This window comes from Peribacillus sp. NPDC097225 (genome assembly GCF_044761955.1).
In the GTDB taxonomy this organism is placed as follows: domain Bacteria; phylum Bacillota; class Bacilli; order Bacillales; family DSM-1321; genus Peribacillus.
The window spans coordinates 44,263-71,259 of record NZ_JBIWDJ010000004.1 but is presented as its reverse complement, the minus strand read 5'-3'; the positions used below and the strand labels follow the sequence as shown (position 1 = coordinate 71,259).

24 protein-coding genes and 1 riboswitch are annotated in these 26,997 nt (G+C 41.1%); of the genes, 16 read left to right on the top strand and 8 right to left on the bottom strand.

Going from position 1 to position 26,997, the window contains the following annotated elements; all coding sequences use genetic code 11:
* Positions 1–6: 6 nt before the first annotated feature.
* From fdhD to ACIQXH_RS13125, 9 genes are all read left to right on the top strand, one after another.
* A complete protein-coding gene (gene fdhD / locus ACIQXH_RS13165; protein ID WP_403123897.1) occupies positions 7–804 on the top strand; it encodes a formate dehydrogenase accessory sulfurtransferase FdhD in 798 nt (265 codons plus the stop codon).
* Positions 805–1,116: 312 nt separating this feature from the next.
* Positions 1,117–3,186 (top strand): Na+/H+ antiporter, encoded by a 2,070-nt coding sequence (locus ACIQXH_RS13160; RefSeq protein WP_403123894.1) that lies wholly within the window; start codon positions 1,117–1,119, stop codon positions 3,184–3,186.
* A gap of 329 nt (positions 3,187–3,515) precedes the next feature.
* Positions 3,516–4,568: a Delta(5) desaturase DesA gene (gene desA / locus ACIQXH_RS13155; RefSeq protein ID WP_402870829.1), complete on the top strand. Its 1,053-nt coding sequence runs from the start codon at positions 3,516–3,518 to the stop codon at positions 4,566–4,568.
* A gap of 93 nt (positions 4,569–4,661) precedes the next feature.
* Positions 4,662–5,780 carry a sensor histidine kinase gene (locus tag ACIQXH_RS13150; protein WP_403123891.1) on the top strand — a complete coding sequence of 373 codons (1,119 nt, stop codon included), beginning with the start codon at positions 4,662–4,664 and terminating at the stop codon, positions 5,778–5,780.
* A gap of 11 nt (positions 5,781–5,791) precedes the next feature.
* On the top strand, positions 5,792–6,400 hold the full coding sequence (locus tag ACIQXH_RS13145) for a response regulator (protein WP_402870835.1): 609 nt from the start codon (positions 5,792–5,794) through the stop codon (positions 6,398–6,400).
* Between the two features lie 118 nt (positions 6,401–6,518).
* Positions 6,519–7,040: a peptide-methionine (S)-S-oxide reductase MsrA gene (gene msrA / locus ACIQXH_RS13140; protein ID WP_402870838.1), complete on the top strand. Its 522-nt coding sequence runs from the start codon at positions 6,519–6,521 to the stop codon at positions 7,038–7,040.
* A gap of 155 nt (positions 7,041–7,195) precedes the next feature.
* Positions 7,196–7,891: a response regulator transcription factor gene (locus ACIQXH_RS13135; RefSeq protein WP_402954447.1), complete on the top strand. Its 696-nt coding sequence runs from the start codon at positions 7,196–7,198 to the stop codon at positions 7,889–7,891.
* The gene (locus ACIQXH_RS13130) at positions 7,888–9,243 is read left to right on the top strand and encodes a sensor histidine kinase (RefSeq protein WP_403123888.1); all 1,356 of its coding nucleotides are present in this window, start codon (positions 7,888–7,890) and stop codon (positions 9,241–9,243) included. Before ACIQXH_RS13135 ends, ACIQXH_RS13130 begins: the two co-directional genes overlap by 4 nt.
* Positions 9,244–9,307: 64 nt before the next feature.
* Positions 9,308–9,859, top strand: coding sequence for a PepSY domain-containing protein (locus ACIQXH_RS13125; protein WP_403123885.1), 552 nt, complete (start codon positions 9,308–9,310; stop codon positions 9,857–9,859).
* Positions 9,860–9,950: 91 nt separating this feature from the next.
* Here ACIQXH_RS13125 and ACIQXH_RS13120 read toward each other — a convergent pair whose 3' ends face one another.
* The 4 genes from ACIQXH_RS13120 to ACIQXH_RS13105 all read right to left on the bottom strand — a co-directional run bounded on the left by ACIQXH_RS13120 (position 9,951) and on the right by ACIQXH_RS13105 (position 15,463).
* Positions 9,951–11,027: a tetratricopeptide repeat-containing glycosyltransferase family 2 protein gene (locus tag ACIQXH_RS13120; RefSeq protein ID WP_403123882.1), complete on the bottom strand. Its 1,077-nt coding sequence runs from the start codon at positions 11,025–11,027 to the stop codon at positions 9,951–9,953.
* A gap of 373 nt (positions 11,028–11,400) precedes the next feature.
* The gene (gene shc, locus ACIQXH_RS13115; RefSeq protein ID WP_403123879.1) at positions 11,401–13,296 is read right to left on the bottom strand and encodes a squalene--hopene cyclase; all 1,896 of its coding nucleotides are present in this window, start codon (positions 13,294–13,296) and stop codon (positions 11,401–11,403) included.
* Between the two features lie 122 nt (positions 13,297–13,418).
* Positions 13,419–15,074 (bottom strand): M14 family metallopeptidase, encoded by a 1,656-nt coding sequence (locus ACIQXH_RS13110; protein ID WP_403123877.1) that lies wholly within the window; start codon positions 15,072–15,074, stop codon positions 13,419–13,421.
* A 119-nt stretch (positions 15,075–15,193) separates the two neighbouring features.
* On the bottom strand, positions 15,194–15,463 hold the full coding sequence (locus tag ACIQXH_RS13105) for a DUF1450 domain-containing protein (RefSeq protein ID WP_403124269.1): 270 nt from the start codon (positions 15,461–15,463) through the stop codon (positions 15,194–15,196).
* 357 nt (positions 15,464–15,820) lie between these two features.
* On the opposite strand from ACIQXH_RS13105, the gene ACIQXH_RS13100 reads away from it, so the two are divergent.
* From ACIQXH_RS13100 to ltaS, 5 genes are all read left to right on the top strand, one after another.
* A complete protein-coding gene (locus ACIQXH_RS13100; RefSeq protein ID WP_402870859.1) occupies positions 15,821–16,771 on the top strand; it encodes an ABC transporter permease in 951 nt (316 codons plus the stop codon).
* Positions 16,764–17,711 (top strand): iron chelate uptake ABC transporter family permease subunit, encoded by a 948-nt coding sequence (locus tag ACIQXH_RS13095; protein WP_402870861.1) that lies wholly within the window; start codon positions 16,764–16,766, stop codon positions 17,709–17,711. The genes ACIQXH_RS13100 and ACIQXH_RS13095 overlap by 8 nt, the downstream gene beginning before the upstream one ends.
* On the top strand, positions 17,705–18,463 hold the full coding sequence (locus tag ACIQXH_RS13090; RefSeq protein WP_402870864.1) for an iron ABC transporter ATP-binding protein: 759 nt from the start codon (positions 17,705–17,707) through the stop codon (positions 18,461–18,463). Before ACIQXH_RS13095 ends, ACIQXH_RS13090 begins: the two co-directional genes overlap by 7 nt.
* A gap of 202 nt (positions 18,464–18,665) precedes the next feature.
* Entirely contained in the window at positions 18,666–19,619 is a 954-nt protein-coding gene (locus tag ACIQXH_RS13085; RefSeq protein WP_402871333.1) for a siderophore ABC transporter substrate-binding protein, read from the top strand.
* Between the two features lie 901 nt (positions 19,620–20,520).
* Positions 20,521–22,491 (top strand): lipoteichoic acid synthase, encoded by a 1,971-nt coding sequence (gene ltaS / locus ACIQXH_RS13080; protein WP_402870866.1) that lies wholly within the window; start codon positions 20,521–20,523, stop codon positions 22,489–22,491.
* Positions 22,492–22,549: 58 nt separating this feature from the next.
* Here the strand turns inward: ltaS and ACIQXH_RS13075 are convergent, their stop codons facing one another.
* The 4 genes from ACIQXH_RS13075 to ACIQXH_RS13060 form a co-directional block, all read right to left on the bottom strand.
* The gene (locus ACIQXH_RS13075; RefSeq protein ID WP_402870869.1) at positions 22,550–23,170 is read right to left on the bottom strand and encodes an RraA family protein; all 621 of its coding nucleotides are present in this window, start codon (positions 23,168–23,170) and stop codon (positions 22,550–22,552) included.
* A gap of 161 nt (positions 23,171–23,331) precedes the next feature.
* On the bottom strand, positions 23,332–24,012 hold the full coding sequence (locus ACIQXH_RS13070; RefSeq protein WP_402870872.1) for an ABC transporter ATP-binding protein: 681 nt from the start codon (positions 24,010–24,012) through the stop codon (positions 23,332–23,334).
* Positions 24,012–25,133, bottom strand: a complete 1,122-nt coding sequence (locus tag ACIQXH_RS13065) for an ABC transporter permease (protein ID WP_402870875.1) — start codon at positions 25,131–25,133, stop codon at positions 24,012–24,014. The genes ACIQXH_RS13070 and ACIQXH_RS13065 overlap by 1 nt, the downstream gene beginning before the upstream one ends.
* Positions 25,134–25,287: 154 nt before the next feature.
* A complete protein-coding gene (locus tag ACIQXH_RS13060) occupies positions 25,288–25,824 on the bottom strand; it encodes a PadR family transcriptional regulator (protein WP_402870878.1) in 537 nt (178 codons plus the stop codon).
* A 279-nt stretch (positions 25,825–26,103) separates the two neighbouring features.
* Here ACIQXH_RS13060 and ACIQXH_RS13055 point away from each other — a divergent pair, with 279 nt between their 5' ends.
* Complete coding sequence (locus ACIQXH_RS13055; protein ID WP_403123874.1) at positions 26,104–26,433, top strand: DUF948 domain-containing protein; 330 nt, start codon at positions 26,104–26,106, stop codon at positions 26,431–26,433.
* Between the two features lie 45 nt (positions 26,434–26,478).
* Positions 26,479–26,578: riboswitch (guanidine-I (ykkC/yxkD leader) on the top strand.
* 46 nt (positions 26,579–26,624) lie between these two features.
* Positions 26,625–26,945: a quaternary ammonium compound efflux SMR transporter SugE gene (sugE, locus tag ACIQXH_RS13050; protein ID WP_402870883.1), complete on the top strand. Its 321-nt coding sequence runs from the start codon at positions 26,625–26,627 to the stop codon at positions 26,943–26,945.
* The last annotated feature ends 52 nt before the right edge of the window (positions 26,946–26,997 follow it).

Here is a 26,997-nt window from a genome sequence, read left to right as displayed (position 1 = left end):
GAAGGCATGAAGGAGATAGAGAAAAAACGGGAGATCATCCGCATTAGCAAAGGGGAAGTCCAGCAGACGGAAGACACGGTTGTGACGGAATTTCCCGTCACGGTGAAGATCAATGGGCAAGAATTCGTGACGATGGTGTGTACACCCGAGTACATCGAAGATATGGTCATCGGTTATTTAGCCTCGGAAGGGATTATCCGGAAATATGGGGAAATCAAAGAAATTTGGTTTCAGGAAAAAGAAGGATATGTTCACGTCAAAACGGATAAGCTAAATCCTTATTACCAAGAGTTTCAAAATAAACGCTATATTACTTCATGCTGTGGAGGAAGTAGACAAGGTTTCGTCTTTGTAAACGATGCCCTGACTGCCAAGAAGATGGAGAATATGACAGTAAGGCTAACGCCGGAAGATTGCTTCCGCTTAATGAAAGACCTGCAACAGTCCGCGGTGACGTTCCAGCAAACCGGCGGTGTCCATAATGCGGCATTGTGTGATGTGAATGGGCTTGTATTAAGCCGAATGGATATCGGGCGTCATAATGCATTGGATAAGATCTATGGGTATTGCTTGAAGAATGGGATATCTTTAGAAGGAAAAGCGATTGTATTCAGTGGACGCATCTCATCGGAGATACTGTTGAAGGTGGCGAAGATTGGTTGCGAATTGATTCTTTCAAAATCCGCGCCAACTGAATTGGCATTGGAGCTGGCAGAGGGATTGGGCATTACAACAGTCGGGTTTATCCGTAATGATTCCATGAATATTTATACCTGCCCTGATCGGATTCAACTAAATGAATAGAAGTTATTAGACCCGAGTGGATGGCTGATCCCTCGGGTTTTATTTTGACGTCTTTTAGCTGCAAATGAAAAATCAGTTGATAATAAAATGAAACTTGAAAGTTGTCATACCTGTTTGTAATGAATAACTAAGGGGTATATCAATTATCGTTAATACAACAAAATATGCATGATTAATGCGAGAGTTTCATTTAAAAAATACACATTATAAGTAGGGACTATTATTAAAGTGGTGATAATCGCTTTAAAATATCTCTGCTTTTTCACCTTTTTAGAGGAAATCGTACAAAATATTAGAAGATAGGAGGATTCTATGTCATTTTTAATCACTTTGCTCGGCTTATTAGTTTCCACAATAGTCGCTACAATCTTAAATGCTAAATGGCCTCGTATTCCGCTCCCGATATATCAGATAGCCATGGGGGCAGTCATTTCATTTTTACCGCTCCACTTATCATTAGACTTTCATTCTGAATTATTTATGATTTGTATTATTGCTCCCCTCCTATTTACAGAAGGAAAAAACACATCTCGGAAAGAAATGCTTGAGTTGCGTAAGCCGATTCTGTTATTGGCATTTGGGTTAGTATTCGTGACTGTTTTTGCCGGTGGCTTTTTTATCCACTGGTTAATTCCAGATATGCCTTTGGCTGTGGCTTTTGCCTTAGCAGCGACCATTACCCCAACGGATGCGGTAGCGGTACAATCCATTACAAAAGGCTTGAAATTGCCCGGAAACATGATGCCCATCCTTGAAGGAGAATCGCTTTTCAATGATGCAGCCGGAATCGTTGCTTTTAAAGTGGCTTTGGCAGCTGCATTGACGGGCGTCTTTTCTATAAAAGATGCTTCGCTTAATTTTTTATTTGTGTCTTTAGGTGGGATTATTATAGGTCTCCTTCTGGGCTATTTAATCGTTAAATTACGATTGTTCCTACGGGTTCATGGACTAGAGGAAATTCCTATGTCCATTGTTATTGAGCTGATTACACCATTTGTGATTTATATGGTTGCTGAAGAGTTCCATGTTTCTGGAATCTTAGCAGTGGTTACCGCAGGAGTCATACATGGCATTGAGCGGGATCGCCTTCAGAGTTCCACAACCAAGTTGCAAATTATATCTACGAATACATGGTCTGTATTAGGTTATCTTTTGAATGGTCTTGTATTTACTTTATTAGGATTCATGATACCGAGTGTTTATCACGAAATTGAGTCCAACTTAAATAGGGGAACTCTTTTTGGAATCAGCGTCTTGATTGTACTTTTATTATTGGTGATCCGTTTTATTTGGGTATACATTCTTCATGATACTTTCACGAAAAACAGAGTGAATCCATTGGAACAATTTATTATGTCCAGGGTTCATCCTGAAGATAATAACGTTGTGGATGATAAGAATGTGTCAAAATCGCGATATGCCCTTTTGGCATCAGTTTGTGGCATACATGGTACCATAACTTTAGCTACCGCTTTATCCATACCAACTTTAATGCCGGATGACACGACGTTCCCGATGCGTAATACAGTCTTATTTATCGCGGCCTGTGTAATTTTGCTAAGCGTCTTTTTGGCTACATTTCTTTTACCGATATTAATAAGGAAACCGACTGAATCTGAGGATGAACGTCTTACTACTGAAGAAGCTTATAAAATAGTGTTAAATAAGACAATCCAACTGCTGAGTAAAGAGGCAACCATGGATAATCAGAAAGCGATTCATCAAGTAATGGAAGATTTAAATGAACAATTGATAGATTTGGAGCGTGGAATAACGAAAAGGCCGGATAATAAGACCATACAGGATTTGATGAAGCTAGGGACCAGCAAGGAAATGGAAGTCGTTTCTAGGTTAGTTCAAAAAGGGGCTATCTCTGAAACAACTTTTGAGCTTTATAAGGTGTATGTTTCAAGAACGTTAAACTATATGCAAAAATCACCTCTGAAAAGAGCGTGGATTAATTGGAAGACCCTCTTTATCAAAAACAAGATCAATGTCAAATGGGATAAAAAGTGGGAAAACAAAATAGAGAACTCTATTAATAAAAATGCGGACCTGATCCGGGAGTTCCGTAAAGCACAAAAAGAGGCACAGAAAGAAGCGATGATGGTAATCAAACAACAAACTACTCCAGAAAACCGTCATGAAGTCATGCTGGTCATTCAAAGATATAATCATTATTTGAATCCATTCGGAACACTAAGTGAAAAAGAAGTAAATCGTTTCGAAGAGATGGTCAGTCGTTTTCAATTGAATGCGATGCAGATCGAACGTGATATCATTCAGCAAATGGTTGAAGAGGATCAAATATCCACTAAAACAGCAACGGAGCTTAGACAAAACTTGGTTTATGATGAAATGCTCATGATCCAAAGTCAGTAAAATGATGATTCCCAGTATGTGTTTCGGCCGTTCGAGGTGAATCTGCTTTTTTTCTGGATTATCAGGTAGGTTCTTGGCATTTCCACCATTTCATGCGTAAAACAAGAAAAAAAGGAAATAATAGGGTGGTTAAATGCGACTGTAAGACGGGTATATGACAGATGTCATATGAGTTCATTGACGTTTATGACTACAGTAGGTTGAAGAATGTAACTATAATTGAAATATAGAAAAGAAAACATTCATCACTACTATATAGAAGTTGATTCATGCCATTGAATAGACGTTATTGAAACACTCCATATTTTTTACATTTTAAGGAGGAAACTATGAGTAAACACGATCAAAAGCAGTTAAGAAAAGAAGTTGCGCCTTTTGAAAAGTCGAATACGAAATCAAGCGTGAAGCAGATCATCAATACATTTCCACCATTTTTTCTACTCTGGTTCTTGGCTTACCAGAGTTTGAGCATTTCCTATTGGCTGACACTGGCATTCGCCATTCTTTCTTCAGGGTTCGTCATCAGGATTTTCATCATTTTCCATGATTGCTGTCATTCCTCTTTTTTCAAAAGCAAGAAAGCGAATAATATCCTAGGTACGATTAGTGGGATTGTCACTTTATTTCCTTATGAACAATGGAAGCACAGTCACTCGATTCACCATGCAACAAGTAGTAATCTGAACAAACGTGGCACAGGCGACATTTGGGTCATGACGGTTGATGAGTATGTTGCGGCTTCATTCTGGGGACGTCTTGCTTACCGTTTATACCGGAATCCGATTGTCATGTTTGGATTAGGACCTTTTTATCTATTCCTCGTGACCAATCGTTTGAATGTTAAGGGCGCAAGAAAAAAAGAACGGATGAATACGTATCTTACAAACGCGGCTATCGTGTTGATATACGGCCTATTATGTTTGGCAATCGGTTGGCAGGCATTCCTTATGATTCAATTACCGATCCTTTTTGTATCGGGTTCACTGGGCATCTGGTTGTTCTATGTTCAACATCAGTTCGAAGATTCTTATTTTGAAGAAGAATCTGATTGGGATTATGTGAAGGCAGCTATAGATGGAAGCTCTTATTATAAGCTTCCAAAGGTTTTACAATGGGTAACGGGTAACATCGGTTTCCACCATGTGCATCATTTAAGCCCTAGAGTGCCGAACTATAATCTGGAGAAAGTCCATGATTCGACGCTGCCCTTACAACAGGCTACGACGATCACGCTCGGCTCAAGTTTGAAATCTCTCCGTTTCCGCTTATATGATGGAGAAAATAAAACGTTTGTAAGCTTTAAAGAAATTAAGGAACGTTTGAATGCAACGAAAACTAAAGTTGAAATGACTTCTAAACGACCAAGTTTACAAGAAAAATAAATATCCCGTCAAAAAACCATTCAGTTTCGATTGAATGGTTTTTTGACAAAACTTCGTAGTATATACTAGAAGGAAAAGGAACAGAGGGACGCTATGCAAAGTTGGTATCATATTTTTCCGAAGAATACTGGATTAAGCCCGTATGTCTGGATTATTTTCTGTATTCTTCCTTTTTACTTCATTTTTAGATCATCCTCGATGTCCGAAATCATTTTCGGTATAATTATGATCATTTTATTTTTCATCTCCTACGGATTTTCGTTCGCCTCCAAGGGATGGGCCGTATATGTTTGGACAGGGATACAAATTGCCATTTCCATATCGATGACCATCTTTTTCGGTTTTATTTACTTTTCTCTTTTTCTAGCGTTCTTCGTAGGCAATGTTCAAAATAAGGTAGGCTTTTTTGTCTTATATTCGGTTCAACTATTGGCTACCATCGTGTCCGTCAATATTGGGTTCATCATGAAAGACCCCATTTTCTTTTCACAGTTTCCCTTTATGCTTATTTGTATAGTGGGCGTGATTCTACTCCCGTTCAATACGTATAATCGAAATAAGCGGGATAAGCTAGAAGAACAGCTCGAAGATGCCCACAAGCAAATTTCGGAACTTGGGAAGATGGAGGAACGTCAGCGTATCGCGCGTGATTTGCATGATACATTGGGGCAGAAGCTTTCACTGATTGGGTTGAAAAGTGACCTTGCTGGAAAGTTGATTGATTTGAATCCTGAGTCGGCTAAGAAAGAGATCAAGGATATACGTCAAACGGCGAGGACAGCGTTAAAAGAAGTGAGGGAAATGGTGTCGGAAATGCGTGGGGCTAAGCTTAGCGACGAAGTCATTCGGGTCAAGCAGATTTTGAAAGCTGCCCAAATAGGCTTTGAGTTGGATGGCTCTACGGATTTACGAGCAACACCCTTGTTTGTCGAAACGGTTTTGAGCATGTGCATGAAAGAAGCCGTGACCAATATCGTTAAGCATAGTAAGGCCACGCTATGTAAAATTTCCATTGAAGAATTGAAGACGGGCGTAATGATTAAAGTCGAAGATAATGGGGTGGGTCTTACTCAAACTTCGGATTTCTATAAAGGAAATGGACTTCAAGGTATGAAAGAAAGGCTGGAGTTTGTGAATGGAAGCCTGGACATAGAATCAAACAACGGGACCATCGTTTATATAAAGGTTCCGAATGCAATTAAAAATGAATAGGTGGGATTAACTTGATTCGAATCGTGATCGCTGAAGACCAGCGGATGTTACTCGGAGCGCTTGGGTCCATCCTCGACTTGGAAGAGGATATGGAGGTTGTCGGGAAGGCCAGCGATGGAGAAGAAGCCATGAATCTCATAAATCGATTGCAACCAGATATCTGTGTCACGGATATAGAGATGCCAGTGAAAACCGGACTGGATGTTGCGGAAGAGATTAAGAATAAAGGAATCCAATGTAAGGTCATCATTTTGACGACATTTGCCCGTCCCGGTTATTTTGAAAGAGCCAGAAAAGCTGAAGTGGGCGGCTATTTACTTAAAGATAGTCCAAGTGAAGAACTGGCCAATTCCATCCGTGTCATCATGGATGGAAGGCGCATCTACGCCCCAGAGCTTGTGGATATGGCCTTTGAAGAAGAGAACCCATTGACTGAACGAGAAACGCAAGTGCTTGGGCTGATAGCGGACGGAAAGAATACAAAGGAAATTGCCAACCAGCTTTTTCTTACCAATGGGACGGTCCGGAACTATATTTCGGTCATTCTCGATAAACTCGATGTCAGTAATCGTGTGGAAGCGATTGTTCGGTTCAAGGAAAAAGGCTGGTCTAAAGATTAAATAGGATGGGCCATATGGCTTATCCTATTTCTTATGAAATCAGCAACCACTACATAAAACAAATGGTTATGGTATATTGGTTTTTATTACATTAGATGAGTAAAGGGGGACGATTGGTATGGAAAAGGCAATATTTGCTGGTGGTTGTTTTTGGTGCATGGTTACACCATTCGATGAACTGCCAGGCATAGAAGGCATCATCTCTGGTTATTCAGGTGGACAGGTTGAAAACCCTACCTATGAGGAGTTGAAAACGGGGACGACGGGGCATTATGAAGTTGTTGAAATTACGTTCGACCCTCAAGTTTTTGCTTATGAGAGATTGCTTGAATTATATTGGCAGCAAATTGACCCAACCGATGATGGAGGACAATTCCATGACAGAGGAAGCCAATATCGGACGGCCATTTTCTATCATAATGAGACACAGCACCAATTAGCCCTTGAATCCAAAGAGCGACTAAGTGCAAGCGGAAAATTCAAGAAACCGATCGTTACGGAAATCCTTCCGGCCCAAACTTTTTATCCTGCTGAGGAATATCATCAGGATTATCACAAGAAAAACGAAAAACATTATAAAGAGGACCGTGAGAAATCTGGCCGTGACGAATTCATCAGTCAGAATTGGACGGGTAAATAATTCATCACGATTCCCAAACCTCTTGTTTCAATGTGAAAGCAGCCCTCTTCTAGAAAGATGGCTGTTTTCTTTTTAATCTTTTCAATGGGAATCGTCCATTTCTCATGATATTTTCATATTTCTTCAGTACACTAAGATTTAGGTGGTGTTGAATGATGGATAAACGAATTTTGATCATAGAAGATGAAGAGAAAATCGCAAGGGTGCTGACGTTGGAGCTCAACCATGAAGGGTATCAAACCGAATCGGCTTTTACCGGAAAAACAGGACTCGAGAGGGCGGAAGCGCAAGACTGGGATTTGATTTTACTGGATGTGATGCTCCCTGAGTTAAATGGGATCGAAGTATTAAGACGATTCAGGAAAAAGAATGTTCATACGCCGGTCATCCTTCTGACGGCAAGGGATGCGGTACCGGATAAGGTGAATGGGCTTGATCATGGAGCGAATGATTATGTAACCAAGCCTTTTGAGATAGAGGAATTGCTGGCCAGGATCCGTGCGTGCTTTAGGAGCCAAACTGGCGGCGGCATTAAAGATGTAAAAGAGGATAGTCTAACGATTCACGATTTACAATTGGAACTGGGCACAAGAGATATCCTGCGTGCCGGTAAGCGGATTGAGCTGACTTCCCGCGAATTCGATTTGCTGGTCTATCTTTTACAAAATAAAAATCAGGTTCTGTCACGAGATCAGATCATCTCCCATGTATGGGGATATGATTTTTCTGGAGATACGAATGTGGTGGATGTGTATATCCGGTATTTGCGTAAAAAAATCGACTATCCTTATGATGTGCCTCTCATTCATACTTATCGTGGTGTGGGGTATAGCTTGAAGGAGCCGCTATGAAGATCCGGACAAAAATCCAATGGTACTCGAGTTTGTTTTTGACCATCATGCTGGTCTTGTTAAGTGTCTTCGTCCTCGTTGCTTTTCTTTGGATTTCTATCGAGCGGGAACAGGATATACTCGAAAATCAGGCAAAGCTACTAGAAGAAAACGTAAAGGTGGGAGCTCTCTTTTCCGGAGATTCAAAGGCGATTGAGCCCTATACGCCGGACGATGGGATGGTGCGGATTTTCAATTCGAACGGTTCCTTGGTAAATCGCTTTGTTGATGAAGATGGACTTGAGGAGCTAGCGGTGAAATCATTTGACGATAAGGGGTATAACTTCGCAAAAGTGGATGGTGAATACGTATTGACTTACCGATCGCCCTATCCGGAGGAAGGCGCTCCGTCGGGGATGATAGAGGTCACCCAAATACAGGATGCCCTCCTTGAACAGTTATCCATGCTGGCGCTTGTGCTCGTTGGTTCATCCTTATTTGTCATTCTCTTATCGGTTATCGCCGGGAAGTGGTTGGCAAACCTTATCCTAAAACCGATTTCCATCATGAGCCGGACCATGTCGGATATTGAGGAAAGCGGAGAATTCAAAGAGATCCCATTGCCGGAGAAATCAAAGGATGAACTTCAGGTAATGGGGGTTGCATTTAACAGGATGATCGGAAGACTTGAACGGAACTTTAATCAGCAACAGCAATTTCTTTCGGATGCCTCGCATGAACTGAAAACGCCGATAACCGTGATAGAAAGCTACGCTTCCTTATTAAAACGTTGGGGCATGAAGGATGAGGCGATTCTAGAAGAGGGAGTTGAGGCGATTCATCATGAAGCGCTCAGGATGAAGCAGCTGACGGGACATCTACTGAAGGCGGCTTCCCAAACGGAACCGTCTTCCGATATGAAGGAAGAGATCGAACTGATTTCATTTTGTGAGCAAATTGCCCAAACGTTCAGACGGACTACGGAACGGGAAGTGACTGTCAGTTCAGAGCTTTCTTCCATCCATACGGAGACGGTTTCAAGTAAGCTCGAACAGATTCTTATAATCTTATTGGACAATGCGATGAAATATAGTGATTCAGCGATTCACATTTCCATTCATGTGAAGGACGGAAGACTGTTGATAGAGGTACAGGATCAGGGTGTAGGCATTTCTGAAGAGCATCTGCCGCACGTGTTCGAGCGTTTTTACCGGGTAGATTCCTCACGGGCAAGGAAAACGGGGGGTAATGGGCTCGGTCTATCAATTGCTCGCTCCCTGGTTGAGTCTCTTGGCGGAAGATTGGCGATTCAAAGTGAAAAGGGAACAGGTACAACCGTCACGATTAGTCTTTCTCATCAAATTCTAATCTAGCATTCATGGTGGCCTCATAGAGAATGGTTATCCTTAAGGTACAACTTAAAGGAGGAATTCATTCATGAAAAAGACATGGGGCAAAATGAAAGAAAACATCAACAAAAGGAAAAAAGCGATCATAACGATATCAGGGGCAGCGGTTTTACTATTCGGTGGTGTTGCCGGAACGGCAGTGTATGCGGTCAACCAGGGAACGTTATCTGAAAAGGATGCTATCAACATGATATCTGGAGAACTTGGTGGCGAGGTTGTCCAAGTCGAAAAAGAGTGGGACGAATATCCGATCACGTATGACATGACCGTTAAAACGGAAGAAGGTTATCAGGACGTGGAAGTCGATGCGAAAGAGGGAACGGTCCTTTCTCAAGAGATGGATGATGATCAGGATGAGGACGCATTGATCCAGGAAGCTTTGAAAACGGCAAAAATCAGCATGGAAGAAGCTGAAAAGATCGCCCTGAAGCAGGTGGAGGGTCAAATAACGGATCTAGAAGCGGATATGGAAAATGGCATCCTTGTTTATGAATTGGAAATCAAGCAAGACCAGAAGGAATACGATCTAGAAGTTGACGCGAATACAGGCAAAGTGTTAAAAGTGGATTTGGACGATTAAAAAGACCGGGCTGCCTTTCAACAAGAAGAAGCACCTATTAGCTTAATGACTGATATAGGTTCACCCCCGTTTAAGATAAACGGGGGTGTTTTCATGTCTCGTTCATGTCTTGGAAGTATTTCCGATTATAGAGCACGGCAGGGTGATTAGGCACGAATTCAGATGCTAACTCATTATGCTTGTTAGCTTCACCATACTTTCCAAGACGGTCATAGCACAAGCAGAGCTGGATATGAGGCAGCCATGTATAGCAACTTCGGTCAATGAAGGGGCTTTTATTTTCTGGAATGGCAACTTGTGTCGCTAAATTGTACCAGAATATGGCGCGTTCATAATCATTTTGCTGCAGATAAATAGAGCCGAGCCGGCAGCAGTTTTCTCCTCTTGGGGTATCGTATTCAAACGATTTTAAGCAACTTTGGATGGCTGGAAGCCAATCTTTGGTCTGGAGAAGGCAATCGGAAATCTTTCCACATGCTTGAATATTATCCTCGCTCCAGCCCTTGCCCTCATCCAGGAACTTTTGATACCATTCTATGGCTCTTTCGTAGTGGCCGTGGTCCTTGCACTCATTTGCAAAATAATATTTGTCACGTGGTGTGAAAGGGTGGCCTGCTTCGAGTGCTTTTTCATAGATCTTCAAATTCCGGTCGCTATGGACCTTTTCCTTTTTATGAACAATCGCAATATCCGATTGAAAAATATTCCCCTTCACATCGAGGTATTCATGAACGAATCCAATCCACCGGAAGTTCTTTTCTCGTTTTACGAGCCGGTTCCGACGCGAGCTGAAGCTAGGATTGCCATGCTCATCAAATGAGAGATGATAGAACATCATGACGGAGTCAACATAACTAGGAAGCGTTTCTTTGAGCGTTAATAACTTTTGCTTATTTTCCATTGTTAAAATGTCATCTGCGTCGAGCCATAGAATATAGTCCTTTGTCGCTTTCGAAAAAGCAAAATTCCTCGCTGCGGCAAAATCATCAATCCATTCAAAATCATACACATGATCTGTGAAAGTGGTAGCGATTTGTTTCGTCTGGTCTGCAGACCCTGTATCGATGATGATTATTTCATCTGCCACTTCACCTACGGAAGTAAGACAGGCAGCAAGCGTGTCTTCTTCATTCTTTACTATCATGCAAAGACTAATCGAGATAGCCATTTTTTCACCTCCGCTACCAGCATATTAATGACTACTCGTATGGGTGTTGCGCGGTAAGGTAAAAGGGCATGGGTTTCTCCATTTTTAACCTTTGAAAGGTATCCAATGAAAGAGTCATCCCCAATCTATCCACAAAACGTACAGGGTGGGCTAATATTAGATGGGGATGTGCACAATTTTTATCCTATAAATTCTTGAAATGTGATACAAATATTGAAAATTGTGGATAAGTGTACTGTTTTGAAAAACTTCCGACATCATTTGGTGTGGATAACCAAGGATTGTGGATAACTGAACCGGTATCCAGGATTGTTTTCCACAATTCATCCACATCCTAACACCATCCCTTAATTGAATGGTGGATAACCGGTCTTTAATCATTCATGAACTTATTTTTGTAGTGACTTAATGTTAATAAGGGATAAATATAACGATAACTGTGATAATGAATATACAAAAAGTTGGCCATTGCTTGGCCTGCTGGATACTCATTAGTCCAGCACTCTTTTGACCCTTCGCGAATGAGATAGGTTATTCCCTTCTTGATTTCAGGTGTTGGCTCTTCTGAAGTGGATATCAGGGCGTCCACTGCCCAGGCCGTATGGGTCAGAGTACTGGTACCGAGTGGAACATATTTTTCTTTTATATCGCTATAGCAAGATTCCCCCCAACCGCCATCTTTATTTTGGATTTTCTTTAACCAGCCCACAGATTGCTTTATGGCAGGATGGTCTGAAGAATGTCCGGCTGCTTTTAATCCTGTCAAGGCAGACCAAGTCCCATAAAGATAGCAAATTCCCCAGCGTCCATACCATGATCCATCCGGTTCTTGATTATCCAAGAGCCAATTGACGGCTTTTTTGCTGACTTTTTCAGGTTTCTTCATATTTGTATAGTTACCTAAGAATTCGAGTGCCCTCCCTGTTAGATCGGGGGTGGAGGGGTCCGTTAACAGGTATTTCGATCCTTCGAAAGGAACAAGGTGGAGCCATTGGTGATCATTATTCCGTTCGAATGAAGGGAATCCCCCATCATCATTTTGCATGGAAATCATGAACGCGACTCCGCGTTGCCAGCTGTCCTGATTCGTTGGATTGTGCTTTAATTCATATGCCAATGCGCGCAAGGAGGCACTCGTATCATCGACATCGGGGTTCATGGTATTCAAATCGGAAAATCCCCAACCGCCAGGAACAGCTTTTGGGTTATGGATCCGCCAATCGCCAAAGATATGATGCTGACGGCTAAGCAAATATTGATTAGCAGTCTTCACCGTTTGGTCTTTTGAAGGCACGCCAGCTTCCTGTAAAGCATAGCTAATCAATGAGGTATTCCATACATGAGGCGTAGTGAACTGGATATGGGTATGGCCATCGATTGAACAGGCCATGCCCTTCAAGCCTTCAACAGCTTTCAGGATGACGGGGTCATCTTTTGAATAGCCGACTGATAGCAAGGCAAAAATCATGAAGAAGGTGGAGCCAAAATAATTATAGAGCGTTCCATCGGGCTCAAGGCGGTCAATCATAAAGCGCTTTGTTGTTTCAAGGGCTAGCGAATGAAGGTAATCGGGAAATCCAATCAAGGACTTAACGGCATTCTGTACGGTAGAGAAGAAGGACCGGTACTCATCAGTTCGATATTCTTCCCATACGTGTTCCTTTGATCGTTCCTCCCGGGTGTGATATAAATCTTTTAGATTAGGAGTGATGGGAGATTTGATCTGGAATTTTTTATGACCTAGAAGAAGTAGCGGAATCATGTTGACCCGTCCGAATACGGAGAGGTCATACATATTAACGGGAGAGACGGGCGGCAATAATATAACTTCTAGAGGCAACGGGAAGATGAGTGGCCATTTGTATTGGCCGGTGACGGTAAGCATCATTTTCGTTAACATTTTGGCTTTTTTGATTCCGCCATGGGCAAGGATGAATTGCTTCGCCTTTTTGATATGGGGATCTTGTTTTTTCCGGAGGCCACTATAGAGAAGCCCATAGTAAGCCTCGATGGTAACGGATAGGTTTCCGTCTTTTTCATCATGGAAGAGTTTCCACGAACCATTTTCCGTCTGTCTGCTTTCAATCCTGTTCACCAATGCCTCTATAAGCGGTTCGTCCTCTATTTGCAGTATTTTCAGTAAGATAATCATATAGGCATCCGCCGTAATCCCGGTGTCAAACGGATAATTCCACGATCCATCCGAAGACTGATCGTGCTTTAACCGGTTAACAAGGCGGTTGATTTCCGTATATACATGCTCGCTCAAAGACTTTCCCCCTTTCTAGTCATCCTTTTAAATATATTCACCCACCCCTGTTCCATTCCAAAAGAAACGAAAACACGCCTGAGCACTAATGCTCAGGCGTGTTTTCGTTTCGGGTTCACAGTCTATTTTACCGCTAAGGGTGGTTGTTTCATGTAGCGGTAAATCGGAAGTTCATCGCCTTTGGCCGCAGGGATGAAATTGAAGGTCACGTAACTGTCGATGCCTTCGGGCTCAAGGGTTAGGGCAATGAAGTTGGCATCAGGCTGGGACATATTGAATACATAGCTACCTTTTGGGAAGCTCTGTTTCTTCGTATGGACGGAGGTCGTCACTTCTTTCGTTGCATGTCCATTTTCCAGTTCGTCGGAAACTTTCAAATCTGTTACTTTGTAGCTTTCAACCGGTATAGTGACGGACTTTTTAAGTGTATTCACTCGAACACCCAATCGCTCCAGTTTTTTTGCTACCTCTTTGTACTCGGCAGGGAGGATATAAGCCGTTGGACGATTTCTGACCAGTGTAGGGTAAGCGTCGGTCGAATCGAACCAATCGATGGACGTATCCACCTTTTTGGCTTTTTCCAGATCGATGACGGTTAGTTTTTGGTTCTTGATTCGTTTATTTTCACTTTTTATGACAACCTTATCATTGTCATTCGCTTTTGCGCCTTTTTTGACGACTTCACTTTCTGATTGGCGAACCACTTTTCTCACTTTGCTTGCCTGATCAGCCGTTGCTTTTATGAAGGCAGCCTGTGCTGTAGCTTGTGCATGCACACGTCGCGTGAAATCCGTCCGACCAATATTGATTCCGCGAGTTTCTATTAAATAAGACATCGTATTCTTCAAGCCTAAAGCGTTACGTCCAATCCGTGCCTCCGTGCTTCCTTCGGTGGCCGTCAGCACCCCATCTTCAGAGGTAGCGAGAGTATAGTAGTCCTTATAGGATAGCTTTTCTTTTTCCAATGTCTTAAAAACCTTCGGCAAAAGCAATTCATCGGATGCTTTTCGCAGCTGCTGCGGGATATTTAGATTCTTTGCTGAAGAGATGAGCAAATCATATGAAGCTATTGCGCCATTCTTGCCGACTTTTTTAAGCGGGGCAGGGTTGACCGTGTACTCATGTACGTCAAGAATGACCTCTGGTTCGTAAGCATTTATTGCCCGGTGGATTGTCTGGACTTCAGGATGCTCCACTTTTAAATAGTCCCGATTGGCATCCAAGTTAGTGGCCGTCGTGCGTTTAAAGTAATAGGATCCATCCGGATTCACGCGTGGGACGATGGCGATATTCACTTTATCGAGGACATTGCCAAGCTTCCCTTCTGCTAACCATTGGGCAATGACTAAGGTGGATTCCCCGGCAGCGGGTTCATTGCCATGAATTTGTCCCTGAATCCAGATCAATGGTTTCTTTGAATTCTTTTGCAGTTTTTTTGAGTCCTTACTGAAAAGAAGCATGGGAATATCGCGACCTTCTGTGGATTGACCAATGGTCTTCATTTGAATATGCTTATTTTTATGGGTGAGACCTTCGATGAATGTGTTCATTTCTTCTTGACTGGTAAAAGCAAGTCGATCTTGTTGAAAGGCAGGCGTCTTGAATGAAGTGTCAGGTACAGGAAAGAGGTAGGAGAGATTATCAGGTTGAATATAACTTGGCCCACTCCCATAGTAAGGAGTGAATTCTTCTGCTTGAGCGACGTTGCTATGGCTCGGCAATCCAGTGGCAAGGCTAAGAGAGATGACAGAAACTAAGGTAGGTGCGATTTTTTTCACAGATAGTCCTCCTGGAAAAGTCATTTACCATAAATTAACATAATGTGCACAAGAAAAGTAGTCAAAGCTAACAATATGGTAAAAATGATTAATAGAACCTAAGTGTTTATGCCCATATATTATTTTAATGTGTTTTGTAACTGGCTTAAAAGGTCGTCTGTGTCGGCCCCAATAACCAATTCTCCATTAACCATGGCGTAAGGAGATTTCTTGCAAAGCGCACATTCACTTAAACATTCATATTCTTTATACTGAATCCGGGGACTCTTTAAGAATTTTCCATAGACCTCCGAAGTTTGTTCATTGAGGAAACGATCAAGATTATTTTGGCAAAATTCTATTTTGACATGTTCTTTTTTTGTGAAAAGTTTAGTTAGAAAGGTTTTCATCATATCGCTACTTTCGTTGAAGAGTAAATAGATGTTATTTCCATTTTATCATGTAGGAAGGGGGGTGCATAGGTAGAGCTGGACGAACTATCCTAAAGAATGAAAGGAATTCTCGGTAAAGAGTCATCCAGACAATTCCATTATACCCAAGTAATTAGATTTATTAAGTTGACACATAGCGGAGACATGGTAGAATGAAAAGGTAATAATGATAATGAATCTCATTATCATATTTAAGTGACAAACATCATTCTATCGTTCATTTGAAATGAATTTTCATTCAAGCATTAATACATAGTTTCAAATCAATCATATATCACTGTATATTTACTGAGATAGGAAGAGTAGGAAACGTAGATGAAGATTAGATATTTAGTTCTTATGTTAATCGTTTTATCCTTTACTTCTCTATTTATAGGTGTTAAGGATATTACGCCCTTGGATTTATTGGACTTAAGTGATGATAAAGTCCAAATTATGTTGCAAAGCCGTTTTCCTAGAATGGTAACCATTATTATAGCTGGTGTCGTCATGAGCATCAGTGGTCTTATCATGCAGCAATTGAGCAGGAACAAATTTGTATCACCTACAACTGCTGGTACGATGGATTCAGCAAGACTAGGTCTTCTTCTTGCTCTGATCATCTTCCCATCGGCAGCCCTTATAGAGAAAATGGCATTTGCCTTCATCTTCGCCTTGGCTGGTACTTTTCTATTCATGAAAATACTGGACAAAGTAAAATATAAGGATACTATTTTCATACCATTAGTGGGATTGATGTTTGGTAATATCGTTGGATCCATTTCAACTTTCTTTGCTTATAAGTATGATTTAATCCAAAGCCTCAACACTTGGATGAATGGGGATTTCTCGATGATCATGTCTGGTAGGTATGAATTGATATATGCTAGTATCCCGTTAGTCATCGTCGCATATATCTTTGCCAATAAATTCACGGTGGCAGGGATGGGGGAAGAGTTTGCCATCAATTTGGGCCTCAATTACAAATTTGTGGTCAACCTTGGATTGGTTATCGTGGCGCTTGCCTCCACGCTCGTTTTATTAACGGTAGGAACAATTCCTTTCATCGGGTTGATCGTACCTAATATTGTTTCCCTTTACCTTGGTGATAACTTGAAGAAGAGTCTTTCTCATACAGCATTGCTAGGGGCTGTTTTCCTATTAATCTGCGATATTTTGGGCCGGATCATCATTTATCCATTCGAGATTCCGATTGGCCTTGTGGTGGGAGTAATAGGAAGCGCCATATTTATCTATTTGATAATGAGGAGAAAGGCATATGAATAATAAGAGTAAGATCATAATATTGGCGGTTCTTGCCGCCGTTTTAACAGCCTTTTACATCTTTTGGGACCTTGGCCCGAATTGGGATTATTCCCTTCCGAGGCGGGTCTGGAAAATTATCGCCATCATCGTAGTGGGGTGTGCGATAGCCTTTGCTACAGTGATATTCCAGACGGTCACCAATAACAAAATACTGACACCAAGCATCTTGGGATTAGATTCCATGTATATGCTCATCCAAACAGCGGTCATTTTCTTGCTTGGCTCGACGCATATCTTGATCACGAATAAAAACCTTAACTTCCTGGTAACGTTGGCCATCATGCTCATCTTTGCCAGTTTGCTTTTCAAATTCATGTTCAAGCAGAACCGGAACATTTATTTCCTACTGCTGATTGGAATCATCTTTGGAACATTATTCGGTAGTATGTCATCCTTCATGCAGGTGTTGATTGACCCGAATGAGTTCCAAATCATACAGAACAAAATGTTCGCGAGTTTCAATAATGTCAATACAGATCTTTTAATCTTGGCTATTGTACTCATGATCGCGGCTATCGCTTACTTCTTTAGATTCATGAAATATTTAGATGTCATGTCCCTTGGTAGGGATCAGGCCGTCAACTTGGGTGTGGATTATGATTACGTCACCAAACGAGTATTGATCGTTGTCACGATACTCATCTCGATTTCAACGGCCCTGATCGGTCCCATCACATTCCTCGGTTTGCTGGTTGCCAATGTCGCGTATCAATTCATCAATTCCTATCAGCATAAAATCATCCTTCCGGGTGCGATGCTGATCAGTGTCATCGCCTTGGTCGGCGGTCAGTTCATTGTTGAGAGGATCTTTACCTTCTCGACTACATTAAGTGTCATCATCAACTTTATCGGCGGTGTATATTTCATCTATCTTCTATTAAAGGAGAATAAATCATGGTAGAAGTTAAAAAATTATTCAAACGGTACAATAATAAAACGGTCGTTGAGGATGTCTCTTTGAAAATCCAAAAAGGAAAGATCACTTCTTTCATTGGACCCAATGGTGCAGGAAAAAGTACGGTCCTCTCCATGATAAGCCGGCTCATTGCCAAAGATTCAGGGGACGTCCTGATTGATGGAAAAGATATGAACAATTTCAAAAGTAACGAGCTTGCGAAGAAGATTGCCATTCTAAAGCAGGCCAACCACATTAACATTCGTTTAACCATTCGTGAACTCGTCGCTTTTGGCCGTTTTCCTTATTCACAAGGGAAACTGACGAAAGAGGATTGGGTATATGTCGATGAAGCGATTGAATATATGGAACTTGCGGATATGCAGGACAAGTTTCTAGACCAGCTTAGTGGTGGACAGCAACAACGGGCATTCATTGCCATGGTCATTGCTCAAAACACAGAATATGTGCTTCTTGACGAACCATTAAACAACTTGGACATGAAGCATTCCGTTCAAATCATGAAGGTTTTAAGAAGACTGACCGATGAATTGGGAAAAACGGTCATCATCGTCATCCATGATATTAATTTTGCTTCTTGTTACTCCGATTACATCGTTGCACTGAAGGATGGAAAGGTTGTCCATAATGGACCGACCGAACAGGTCATCAACTCCAATGTCTTAAAGGAAATATATGATATGGACATTGAAATCCAAAACATCAATGATAATAAGATTTGTGTGTACTTTACTTGAGTTAATCCGTTCATATTGATTTAAAATCACCTAGGATTCAAAGCTTGAACATACTTTAATCTCTATTTTTCAAACTGTTTCAGTAGGCAGGCGCCCAAGATATGGCTGGCTGAAAGGGTTTATAGAAGATATGGTTACAGAAGGCTAATGGTTTCAAAGGTGATTTCAAATATAAAATAACTTTCGAGGTGACTATCTAATGATGAAAAAATTATCTTTATTGCTTTTATTGGCAATGTTGGCAGTCGTAGCTGCAGCTTGTGGATCGAATGATGAAAAAGAAGAATCAAGTACAAAAAAAAATACAAGTGAAACAGCTAAAAGTGAAGAATTCACCGTTAAACACCAATTAGGCGAAACAAAAGTTAAAACGAACCCTGAAAAAGTTGTTGTATTCGATATGGGTGCCCTTGATACTCTGGATAAATTAGACGTAGAGGTAGCGGGTGTTCCTCAAGATAGCCTTCCTAAATACCTTTCTGACTACAAGGAAAGCACTGAAAATGTAGGTGGCTTGAAAGAACCTGACTTCGAAAAAATCAACGAAATGGCTCCTGACCTTATTCTGATCTCAGGTCGTCAATCAGAAGCATATGAAGAATTAAGTGAAATCGCCCCAACTGTATTCGTTGGTGTGGATACTACAAAATATATGGAATCATTTGAAGAAAACGTTACACTTTTAGGTAAGATCTTTGGTAAAGAAGACCAAGCAGCTAAAGAACTTGCAAGCGTTGAAGAAAATATTGATGCTTTGAAGGGAAAAGTTCCTGCTGATAAAAAAGGTTTAATCGTTCTTGCTAATGGTGGAAAAGTAAGTGCATATGGTCTTAACTCAAGATTCGGTATCATCCATGATGTATTCGGCGTTCCTGCTGTAGACGATAAATTAGAAGTATCAACACACGGTCAAAGCATTTCTTTCGAATATATTGCTGAAAAAAACCCGGACTACCTTTTCGTTATCGATAGAGATGCTGTAGTGGGTGATGGTGCTGCTGCGAAAGAAACTGTTGAAAATGACATTGTGAAGAACACAAACGCTTATAAAGATGGCCACATCGTTTATCTTGACCCTAACTACTGGTACTTATCAGGTGGCGGATTAGAATCCGTTAATGAAATGGTTAATGAAATCTCTGAAGGCCTTAAGTAATTCATGAATCCCGAAATGCCTGTTCCCACTTTATGTGAGAACAGGCATTTTTTTATTGGCTAACACAATCGCAGAGGTGGAAACATACCTTTAAGAAATCAACGAAACAGAGTGCGTAAAATTATTTTTCTTCCTATTATAATGCTCCTCACGGAGTGCTCATGAAAACGAGTAAGATGGTGTGTATCTTACAATAAATCGAAATGAAAAAAATCTCATGCAGGTTACAAAATTATTTTTTTATGGAGAATGAATCATTTTCGAGGACAATCCGTATATATTAAGGAATGTCTTAAGGGAAATTGGAGAACCAGGAAAGAAGGAGAATGGTGTCGATAGAAGACGATATCTTGTGGATAACATTAGCCCGCTCATAATCGTATGAGCCATCTCAAACCGTTACGAAGTGGGGGGAGGAGAAAGGGTTTTGGATCTTCATTGGGCGAAAACTACAGTTGGTTTCAAGATGTCGAATGATCGGACAAGAAAAAAAGGAATTATAGTAAAGGGATGACAAAATAAAACGATGAATTTTCCGATAATTTCCGAAAAGCTGTTTACATATTTTGTAAAGTTGTGGTCTTTTCGTAAGGAGTCGTTTATAATGGTAAAGGCTTAGGAGATTTGAAATCGGGATGGAAATATCATTCGTCGTTGCCAGGAAACATGGGTTATATTTATTGGAATATAACAGGAGCTTCCTATATATTTAAAGGTATAGGTATTGAAACTTTTTTGGATGGAGAATAATGACAGACGAGAAAAAACACGTGACATTTGAAAGTTTTGTGCATTCTTGACTATAGAAGCAAAAGAGTGCTATCATAAGGTTTGCGAATTTCCGTCTTCTGTAAGAAAGTAAAAGTTTACTATATACCACTAGTTTAATAGAGGTGAAAGCATGAAAAATTTCTTGAAAAAAGGCCAGCATTTATTTATAAATAACATACTAGGCTTTTTTGTTGTTGCTATAGTCTTGTTTTGGATAAAAACCTACATTGGTTATCGAATGGAATTCAATTTAGGCCTAGAGAATGGATTACAACAGTTCTTACTTTTCATTAACCCAGTTAGCTCAGCTATCTTGTTTTTCGGCTTGGCATTATTGGTGAGAGGTAAAAAGTCGTTCAAATGGGTTATCAGGTTAAACCTATTGATGTCCTTATGGTTATTCTTTAATATTGTGTATTACCGTTCCTTTACGGATTTCATTACACTACCAACCTTGACGCAAGTGCAAAATGCCGGAGATTTGGGACCGAGTGTTTTAGCATTATTTAAATCTTATGACGTATTTTATTTCCTAGATACGGTTCTTTTAATGGTTCTATATAAATTCAAAGACGTTAAATTGGAAAACGTTAAAGTTAAACGTCGTACAATAGCATTGGTCTACCTTACTGGACTTGTGATTTTCGCTATCAATTTGGGACTGGCTGAAAAAGACCGCCCCCAATTATTATCAAGAACATTTGATCGGAACTACATTGTTAAGTATCTTGGCATGTTCAACTATACTGTATACGATGCCGTTCAAAACACTAAAACGTACGCTCAGCGTGCAACGGCCAACAGCACGGATATTGCAGAAGTCGTCAACTATACAAAAGCGACAAGTGCAGAGCCGAATCCGGAATACTTCGGTAAAGCAAAAGGCAAGAACGTTATTTACTTGCATTTAGAATCAATGCAGAATTTCTTGATCGACTATAAGTTGAATGGAGAAGAGGTTACTCCTTTTCTAAATTCACTTGCACATAATGAGTCGGACTTCATGTATTTTGATAACTTCTTCCATCAGGTTGGTCAAGGAAAGACAGCGGATGCTGAATTCATGCTTGAGAATTCATTGTTCGGTTTACCACAGGGAGCAGCATTCACTACTCAATCGCAAAATACGTATCAAGCAGCACCAGCTATCCTAGGACAAAATGGATACACTTCCGCCGTGTTCCATGGTAACTATAAATCCTTCTGGAACCGGGATAAGATGTATAAGTCACTTGGATTCGATAATTTCTTTGATGCCGCACATTACAATATGGACAACAAAGATGAAGTGTTGAGTTATGGATTAATGGATAAGCCTTTCTTTAAAGAATCGATTCCTATGTTAGAAACGCTTCAACAGCCTTTCTATACAAAGTTCATAACTGTATCCCATCATTTCCCTTATGCCATGGACCAAGAGAAAACAACAATCGAAAAACATACAACAGGGGATGCATCGGTTGATAGTTATTTCCAGACAGCTCGCTATGCTGACGAAGCCCTTAAAGAATTCTTCGATTATCTGAAGGAATCAGGTTTGTATGATAACTCTGTCATCATCATGTATGGTGATCATTACGGTATCTCGGAAAATCATACAGATGCGATGTCAAAAGTGCTTGATAAAGAAGTGGGCACGTTTGAAAATGCTCAGCTACAACGTGTACCATTATTGATTCACGTTCCAGGTGTTGAAGGTGGGGAAATGCACCAATACGGAGGTCAAATCGATCTTCTTCCAACCATGCTTCATTTACTCGGAATAGAATCCAATGATTATGTACAATTCGGTTCAGATTTATTGTCAAAAGATCATAATGAAATTGTACCTTTCCGGAATGGAGACTTCGTATCGCCAGAAGTTACTTCTATCAAAGGAAAATACTATGATTCGAAAACTGGGGAATTGGTCGAGGAAAATGAAGACATCCTCAACTCTAAATCGAGAGTGGAGACCATGCTCAATTTGTCCGACAAAGTCGTGAATGGTGACTTGCTTCGTTTCTATTCACCGAAGGGCTTTGAACCAATCGATCCAGCAGATTACGATTATACGTACAAAGAAGATGAATCGAACCAGGTTGATCCGGATAATAAATAATAATGAAAGAAAGCAGGATGGGAAGCAAATGCTTCCCACCCTGCTTTTTTTAGGTACGTTAAGACTTTGAAGTCATCATGGCAATGTACTTTTTGATTTCTTCGGGATTTCCGGCGTATTTTTCGGCACGCTGTTCATCTTTAAGTAGTTTATCTTTTGCCTTTTTTAAAATTTCCTCACCTTTTGACTGAGGGACGACGACTACTCCATCCATGTCCCCAATAACCAAGTCCCCTGGGTTTACGGTGACTCCACCACAGGAAATGGGCAAATTGGTCTCTCCCACTCCATATTTTCCACTTGAGGCAACGGTGGTGCCTTTGCTGAATACAGGGAAATCAAGTTCCTTAATAGCACCGAGATCACGTATCACTCCATCAACCACGAGTGCCCCAATTTGCATCGTCTTCATCATGCCAATGACGAAGTCACCAGCAATGGCCCGGTATGTATCTCCTTTACTGTCGACCACCAATATATCCCCTGGACGTGCCTCGCCGATTGCTTTTAACACGGCTGAGTTATCACCAACGGGTAATTGAACCGTATATGCCCGGCCGGCAAACCTATACCCTTCCTTTAAGGGCTTAATGCCTGAATCTACGTTGTTCATGCCCTCCATTGCATCTGAAATGGCCGTGGTAGGAATCTCTTTGAATTGTTGAATTAAATGATCCATATTCTTCATCCTCCTCATTTTAAAAAGACACCTTCATTATACATGTTATTTTAATTTTCTGATAACTAAATCCGGCTAGGTCCCAGAGGATTTCGCTAGTCGACCTGCTCACATTATTCCATTAGTAAAGCCCATCCTTATACAAGGATGGGCTTTATATATCAGTTGGAGACGAGTGATAATTGACCGTCTTCCATCTTATACACTTTATCGCAATATTGTAGCATGCGTTCATCATGGGTTACCATGATGGCTGCTTTCTTCCGTGACTTAACTTCTTTGGCGATAAGTTGGACGACTTCATGTCCTCGTTTGGAATCAAGGCTTGCAGTTGGTTCATCTGCAAGTATGATATTGGGTTGGTTCATGAAGGCTCTGGCGATGGCTGTCCGCTGGCGTTCTCCACCTGATAACTCGTTTGGAAACTTACTCATTTTACTTCCTAGACCTAAGTCAGTGAGTAGACTTTTAGCAAATGCTTTATCTTGCTTTGTGATCTTGCCTGCCATTTTTTTCACGACAAGCAATTGGTCAAGTACCGTTAAATACGGTATGAGGTTCGATGTTTGTAAGATAAAACCGATATCGTTCAAACGGACATTGGCCAGTTCTTTCGCATTGAGGCCACCTAGATCCTTACCATTCAGGCTGACTGCACCTGCAGAAGCTTGAAGGAGGGCTCCTGCTATGGAAAGGAAGGTACTTTTACCAGAACCGGATGGGCCAATGACGGCCACAAATTCCCCTTGTTCGACGGATAAAGAAACATCTTGAAGGGCCGCTATCTTATGGCCACCCTCTTCGTAAAATTTCGATACATGTTCAAGTTGTAATCCAGTCATTATTCTGCCCTCCCAATAGCTTGCAATGGATCGATTTTCGTGATTTTACGAACTGAAATCCATGAACTTACAACGGATATGATAAGTAAAATTATGCTGTAGATAATCACTAACTTCGTATCCAGTTCAAATGGCATGCCTGCTGGTAAGATAAGTGCCGTACCATATGTTAAGAGGATACCTACGATTATACTGATAAGTGATAATAGGAACACTTGGGAAACAATCGCTTTACCAAGGAACCCATTGCTTGCTCCAATCGCTTTCATGATGCCAAATTGGTTGGATTTTTGTAGCGTTAGTACATAGAAGAATACACCTAGGACGAAAGCTGAAATCGCAAGAAGGAAGACAAGCATCATAACGATTGTCCCATTTTCTTCCACGTAACCTGGCATACCTTGAACCGCTTGGGATTTAGTAACGATATCATAACCCTTGAATTCTTTATTTATGGAATCAACGTCAATATCTTTGCCTTGAAGCATAATGGCGTTAACAGGTTCATTGACTCCATTATCGGAACCAGGAGCCGCATAGTGAATGCTCCGCCACTTATCAAGTGTTGTAAAGACGGATGTCACATGGTTGTATGTTTGATTTTCTGTAAATCCAACAATCGTAACTTTCTCTGTCGTTCCTTCCAATTCCAAGGTATCGCCAAGCTTAAAGCCTTCTTCCTTGAATGAATCATTTACGACAACATCTTTGGGACGATCTTTAGATAGAGCATGTCCTTCGATGATTTCAGGCTCCAGGAAGCTACCGGGTTCTATCGCAAGCAAGGCGATATCCGTTTTTTCCTCCGTTGCGTCAGTATCCCCTTTTAAAACAGTTGCCATTGAATGTCCCATGGGAGATACAGCTTTGACTTCCGGGAATTCCTTTAGTTCATCTGCAAGATCTCCACTAAACATGGACCGTGTCATCGAGTTTCGGGATCCTTCTTCAAAGACTACATAATCGGCATCCATATTCTTGAAGGATGCAGCACTTAATGTAGAAAGTCCATTGCCAAGTCCTGAAAGGATGAAGACTAGCCAAGATATGAGCACTAGGATGATACCTATCATCATGAATCGGAATTTTCCGTGCTTGAGTTCCTTTAGTGCAAGATACATCGTAACACCTCTTTAGTTTTATAGTGATTAGTCAGTTATGACTATTTCTCCTAAAGTATAGTACCGTCTGTATTAATAGTCAAATAGAAATTCCATGCAAACAAAAAACCCCACCGAGTAGGAAGTGCAGGCTACTTGGCAAGGGTTTAGACTATCATGTACTTTTCAGTTCTTTCAGCTGATCCTTAAGGGTGAGTACGGTGTTCTTGATGAATTCCGTTTCTGCTTCAAGCATGGCAATCTTATGAGCTACGGCAAAATCGACGCCATGTCCTGAACCGTGTACGGGAGTCTTTTTTAACACGGTAATCAGTTTCGCATTCTCTGTGAGCTTGTTTTCAAGAGCTGGAATGACATTTTCCAAGGGGAGGTGATCAATGAACATCAGGCCGATATCCCCGCTGAACTTTACACTTTCCGCAGAGGAGAGGTTTTGAATGAGCAGCTCGTAGAAATATTGTTTTCCCTTTTCATTAATGGAATACACTTTACGAGGTGGTCTGTTGCCTTCTTGCTCAGTGTGTACCTCAATGTAGCCTTGTTTACTTAATTTATCTAATGTTGCATAAGCGGTTGGCTTCTTCATATCTGTAATGGTACTTAAGTTTCTTTCTATGAATTCATTAATTTGGTAGCCATGTTGACTCTGGGCCATAAGTAATCCAAGTAAAATAAGTGATCGAGTATCCATAATGGGGCCCCTTTCCGATGGTATCTACTCTTATAGTAGCATGTTTTACATCAAATCTATAGCATGAGTTGGTCGATAAATGGATGAAGCGAGGCCCATAGTCTTTTCTGAAAAGAGACCAATAGACGAAGCGGGTCTACCGGGGATTGCATCATTCGGTGTTTCTGCCTCGCTTTGTTAATCCCAGGCTTATGAGAAATTACATGTGTACTGTTTTCTAGCGGGTATAATGGGTATAGTAGTGGAAAGAAGAGAAGAAGAAGGAGGAGGAAACGATACGTGATCATTGTATATATTAGTCTGGCCCTCTTTATTGGTTCGATTATTTATTTAGCATTTTTTGCTTTTAAGACATTTAAGGATTCTAAACCAACCATTGATAATGTAAATGAAACTGTTGCGCGCATGCAGGCGAAAACAGATCAGATTAAGTCGGAGACGGATCATCTTGCGGAGACACAGCAGGAAATCACAGAGGATGTTCAATATAAAAAAGAAGCGGTTCAGTATACGGTGGATGCCGCGAAGGAAACACCCCAACCATTTAAGAATATCTGGCATACCATTAAAGGCGATAAAGGGACAATGACAAGCAGAAGAAATGGGTAAGAAACGTTTGACCCCCATTAAATCGAAATGATATAGTACAGGTAATTGAAATGTTTCTAGGGTTCCGCGGTGCAAGGCCGGACTGGTCCGAGAGAGACGCGCAGGGAAAACTCTGCGTACACGGAGGGATAAAAGCCCGGGAGGTTATGTTTGTGACCTCCCGGGCTTATTCTGTATTGGAGGAAAATAAGATGGCTTGGATTCAACTCGTTATTGCTGGGTTATTTGAAGTGGTTTGGGCTACAAGTTTGAAATATACGGAAGGCTTCACGAAATTATTTCCTTCTGTCATCACGATTGTAGGCATGATTATTAGTTTTTATTTTCTGTCCTCAGCAATAAAGACGCTACCGATGGGAACGGCGTATGCGATATGGACGGGAATTGGAGCAGTCGGCGCCGTATTGGTGGGCATCATTGCGTTTAACGAACCGAGGGATGCCATACGCCTGGTCTTCGTTGGTTGTATTGTCGTAGGGATTCTCGGGTTGAAAATCACTTCTTCTGAATAATTCCTTCCCTCCTTGCAAATAGTAAGGGAAACCATATGTGAGGAGGGAAAAA

What these genes read in the sequence shown, in the direction of transcription:
- ACIQXH_RS13130 (WP_403123888.1), top strand. Translation starts at nt 7,888, where the DNA reads ATGAAGATCCGGACAAAAATCCAATGGTACTCGAGTTTGTTTTTGACC.
- ACIQXH_RS13150 (WP_403123891.1), top strand. Translation starts at nt 4,662, where the DNA reads ATGCAAAGTTGGTATCATATTTTTCCGAAGAATACTGGATTAAGCCCG.
- fdhD (WP_403123897.1), top strand. Translation starts at nt 7, where the DNA reads ATGAAGGAGATAGAGAAAAAACGGGAGATCATCCGCATTAGCAAAGGG.
- desA (WP_402870829.1), top strand. Translation starts at nt 3,516, where the DNA reads ATGAGTAAACACGATCAAAAGCAGTTAAGAAAAGAAGTTGCGCCTTTT.
- msrA (WP_402870838.1), top strand. Translation starts at nt 6,519, where the DNA reads ATGGAAAAGGCAATATTTGCTGGTGGTTGTTTTTGGTGCATGGTTACA.
- ACIQXH_RS13120 (WP_403123882.1), bottom strand. Translation starts at nt 11,027, where the DNA reads ATGGCTATCTCGATTAGTCTTTGCATGATAGTAAAGAATGAAGAAGAC.
- ACIQXH_RS13060 (WP_402870878.1), bottom strand. Translation starts at nt 25,824, where the DNA reads ATGGATACTCGATCACTTATTTTACTTGGATTACTTATGGCCCAGAGT.
- sugE (WP_402870883.1), top strand. Translation starts at nt 26,625, where the DNA reads ATGGCTTGGATTCAACTCGTTATTGCTGGGTTATTTGAAGTGGTTTGG.
- ACIQXH_RS13100 (WP_402870859.1), top strand. Translation starts at nt 15,821, where the DNA reads ATGAAGATTAGATATTTAGTTCTTATGTTAATCGTTTTATCCTTTACT.
- ACIQXH_RS13065 (WP_402870875.1), bottom strand. Translation starts at nt 25,133, where the DNA reads ATGTATCTTGCACTAAAGGAACTCAAGCACGGAAAATTCCGATTCATG.
- ACIQXH_RS13070 (WP_402870872.1), bottom strand. Translation starts at nt 24,012, where the DNA reads ATGACTGGATTACAACTTGAACATGTATCGAAATTTTACGAAGAGGGT.
- ACIQXH_RS13135 (WP_402954447.1), top strand. Translation starts at nt 7,196, where the DNA reads ATGGATAAACGAATTTTGATCATAGAAGATGAAGAGAAAATCGCAAGG.
- ACIQXH_RS13125 (WP_403123885.1), top strand. Translation starts at nt 9,308, where the DNA reads ATGAAAAAGACATGGGGCAAAATGAAAGAAAACATCAACAAAAGGAAA.
- ltaS (WP_402870866.1), top strand. Translation starts at nt 20,521, where the DNA reads ATGAAAAATTTCTTGAAAAAAGGCCAGCATTTATTTATAAATAACATA.
- ACIQXH_RS13105 (WP_403124269.1), bottom strand. Translation starts at nt 15,463, where the DNA reads ATGAAAACCTTTCTAACTAAACTTTTCACAAAAAAAGAACATGTCAAA.
- ACIQXH_RS13095 (WP_402870861.1), top strand. Translation starts at nt 16,764, where the DNA reads ATGAATAATAAGAGTAAGATCATAATATTGGCGGTTCTTGCCGCCGTT.
- ACIQXH_RS13090 (WP_402870864.1), top strand. Translation starts at nt 17,705, where the DNA reads ATGGTAGAAGTTAAAAAATTATTCAAACGGTACAATAATAAAACGGTC.
- ACIQXH_RS13160 (WP_403123894.1), top strand. Translation starts at nt 1,117, where the DNA reads ATGTCATTTTTAATCACTTTGCTCGGCTTATTAGTTTCCACAATAGTC.
- ACIQXH_RS13075 (WP_402870869.1), bottom strand. Translation starts at nt 23,170, where the DNA reads ATGGATCATTTAATTCAACAATTCAAAGAGATTCCTACCACGGCCATT.
- ACIQXH_RS13085 (WP_402871333.1), top strand. Translation starts at nt 18,666, where the DNA reads ATGAAAAAATTATCTTTATTGCTTTTATTGGCAATGTTGGCAGTCGTA.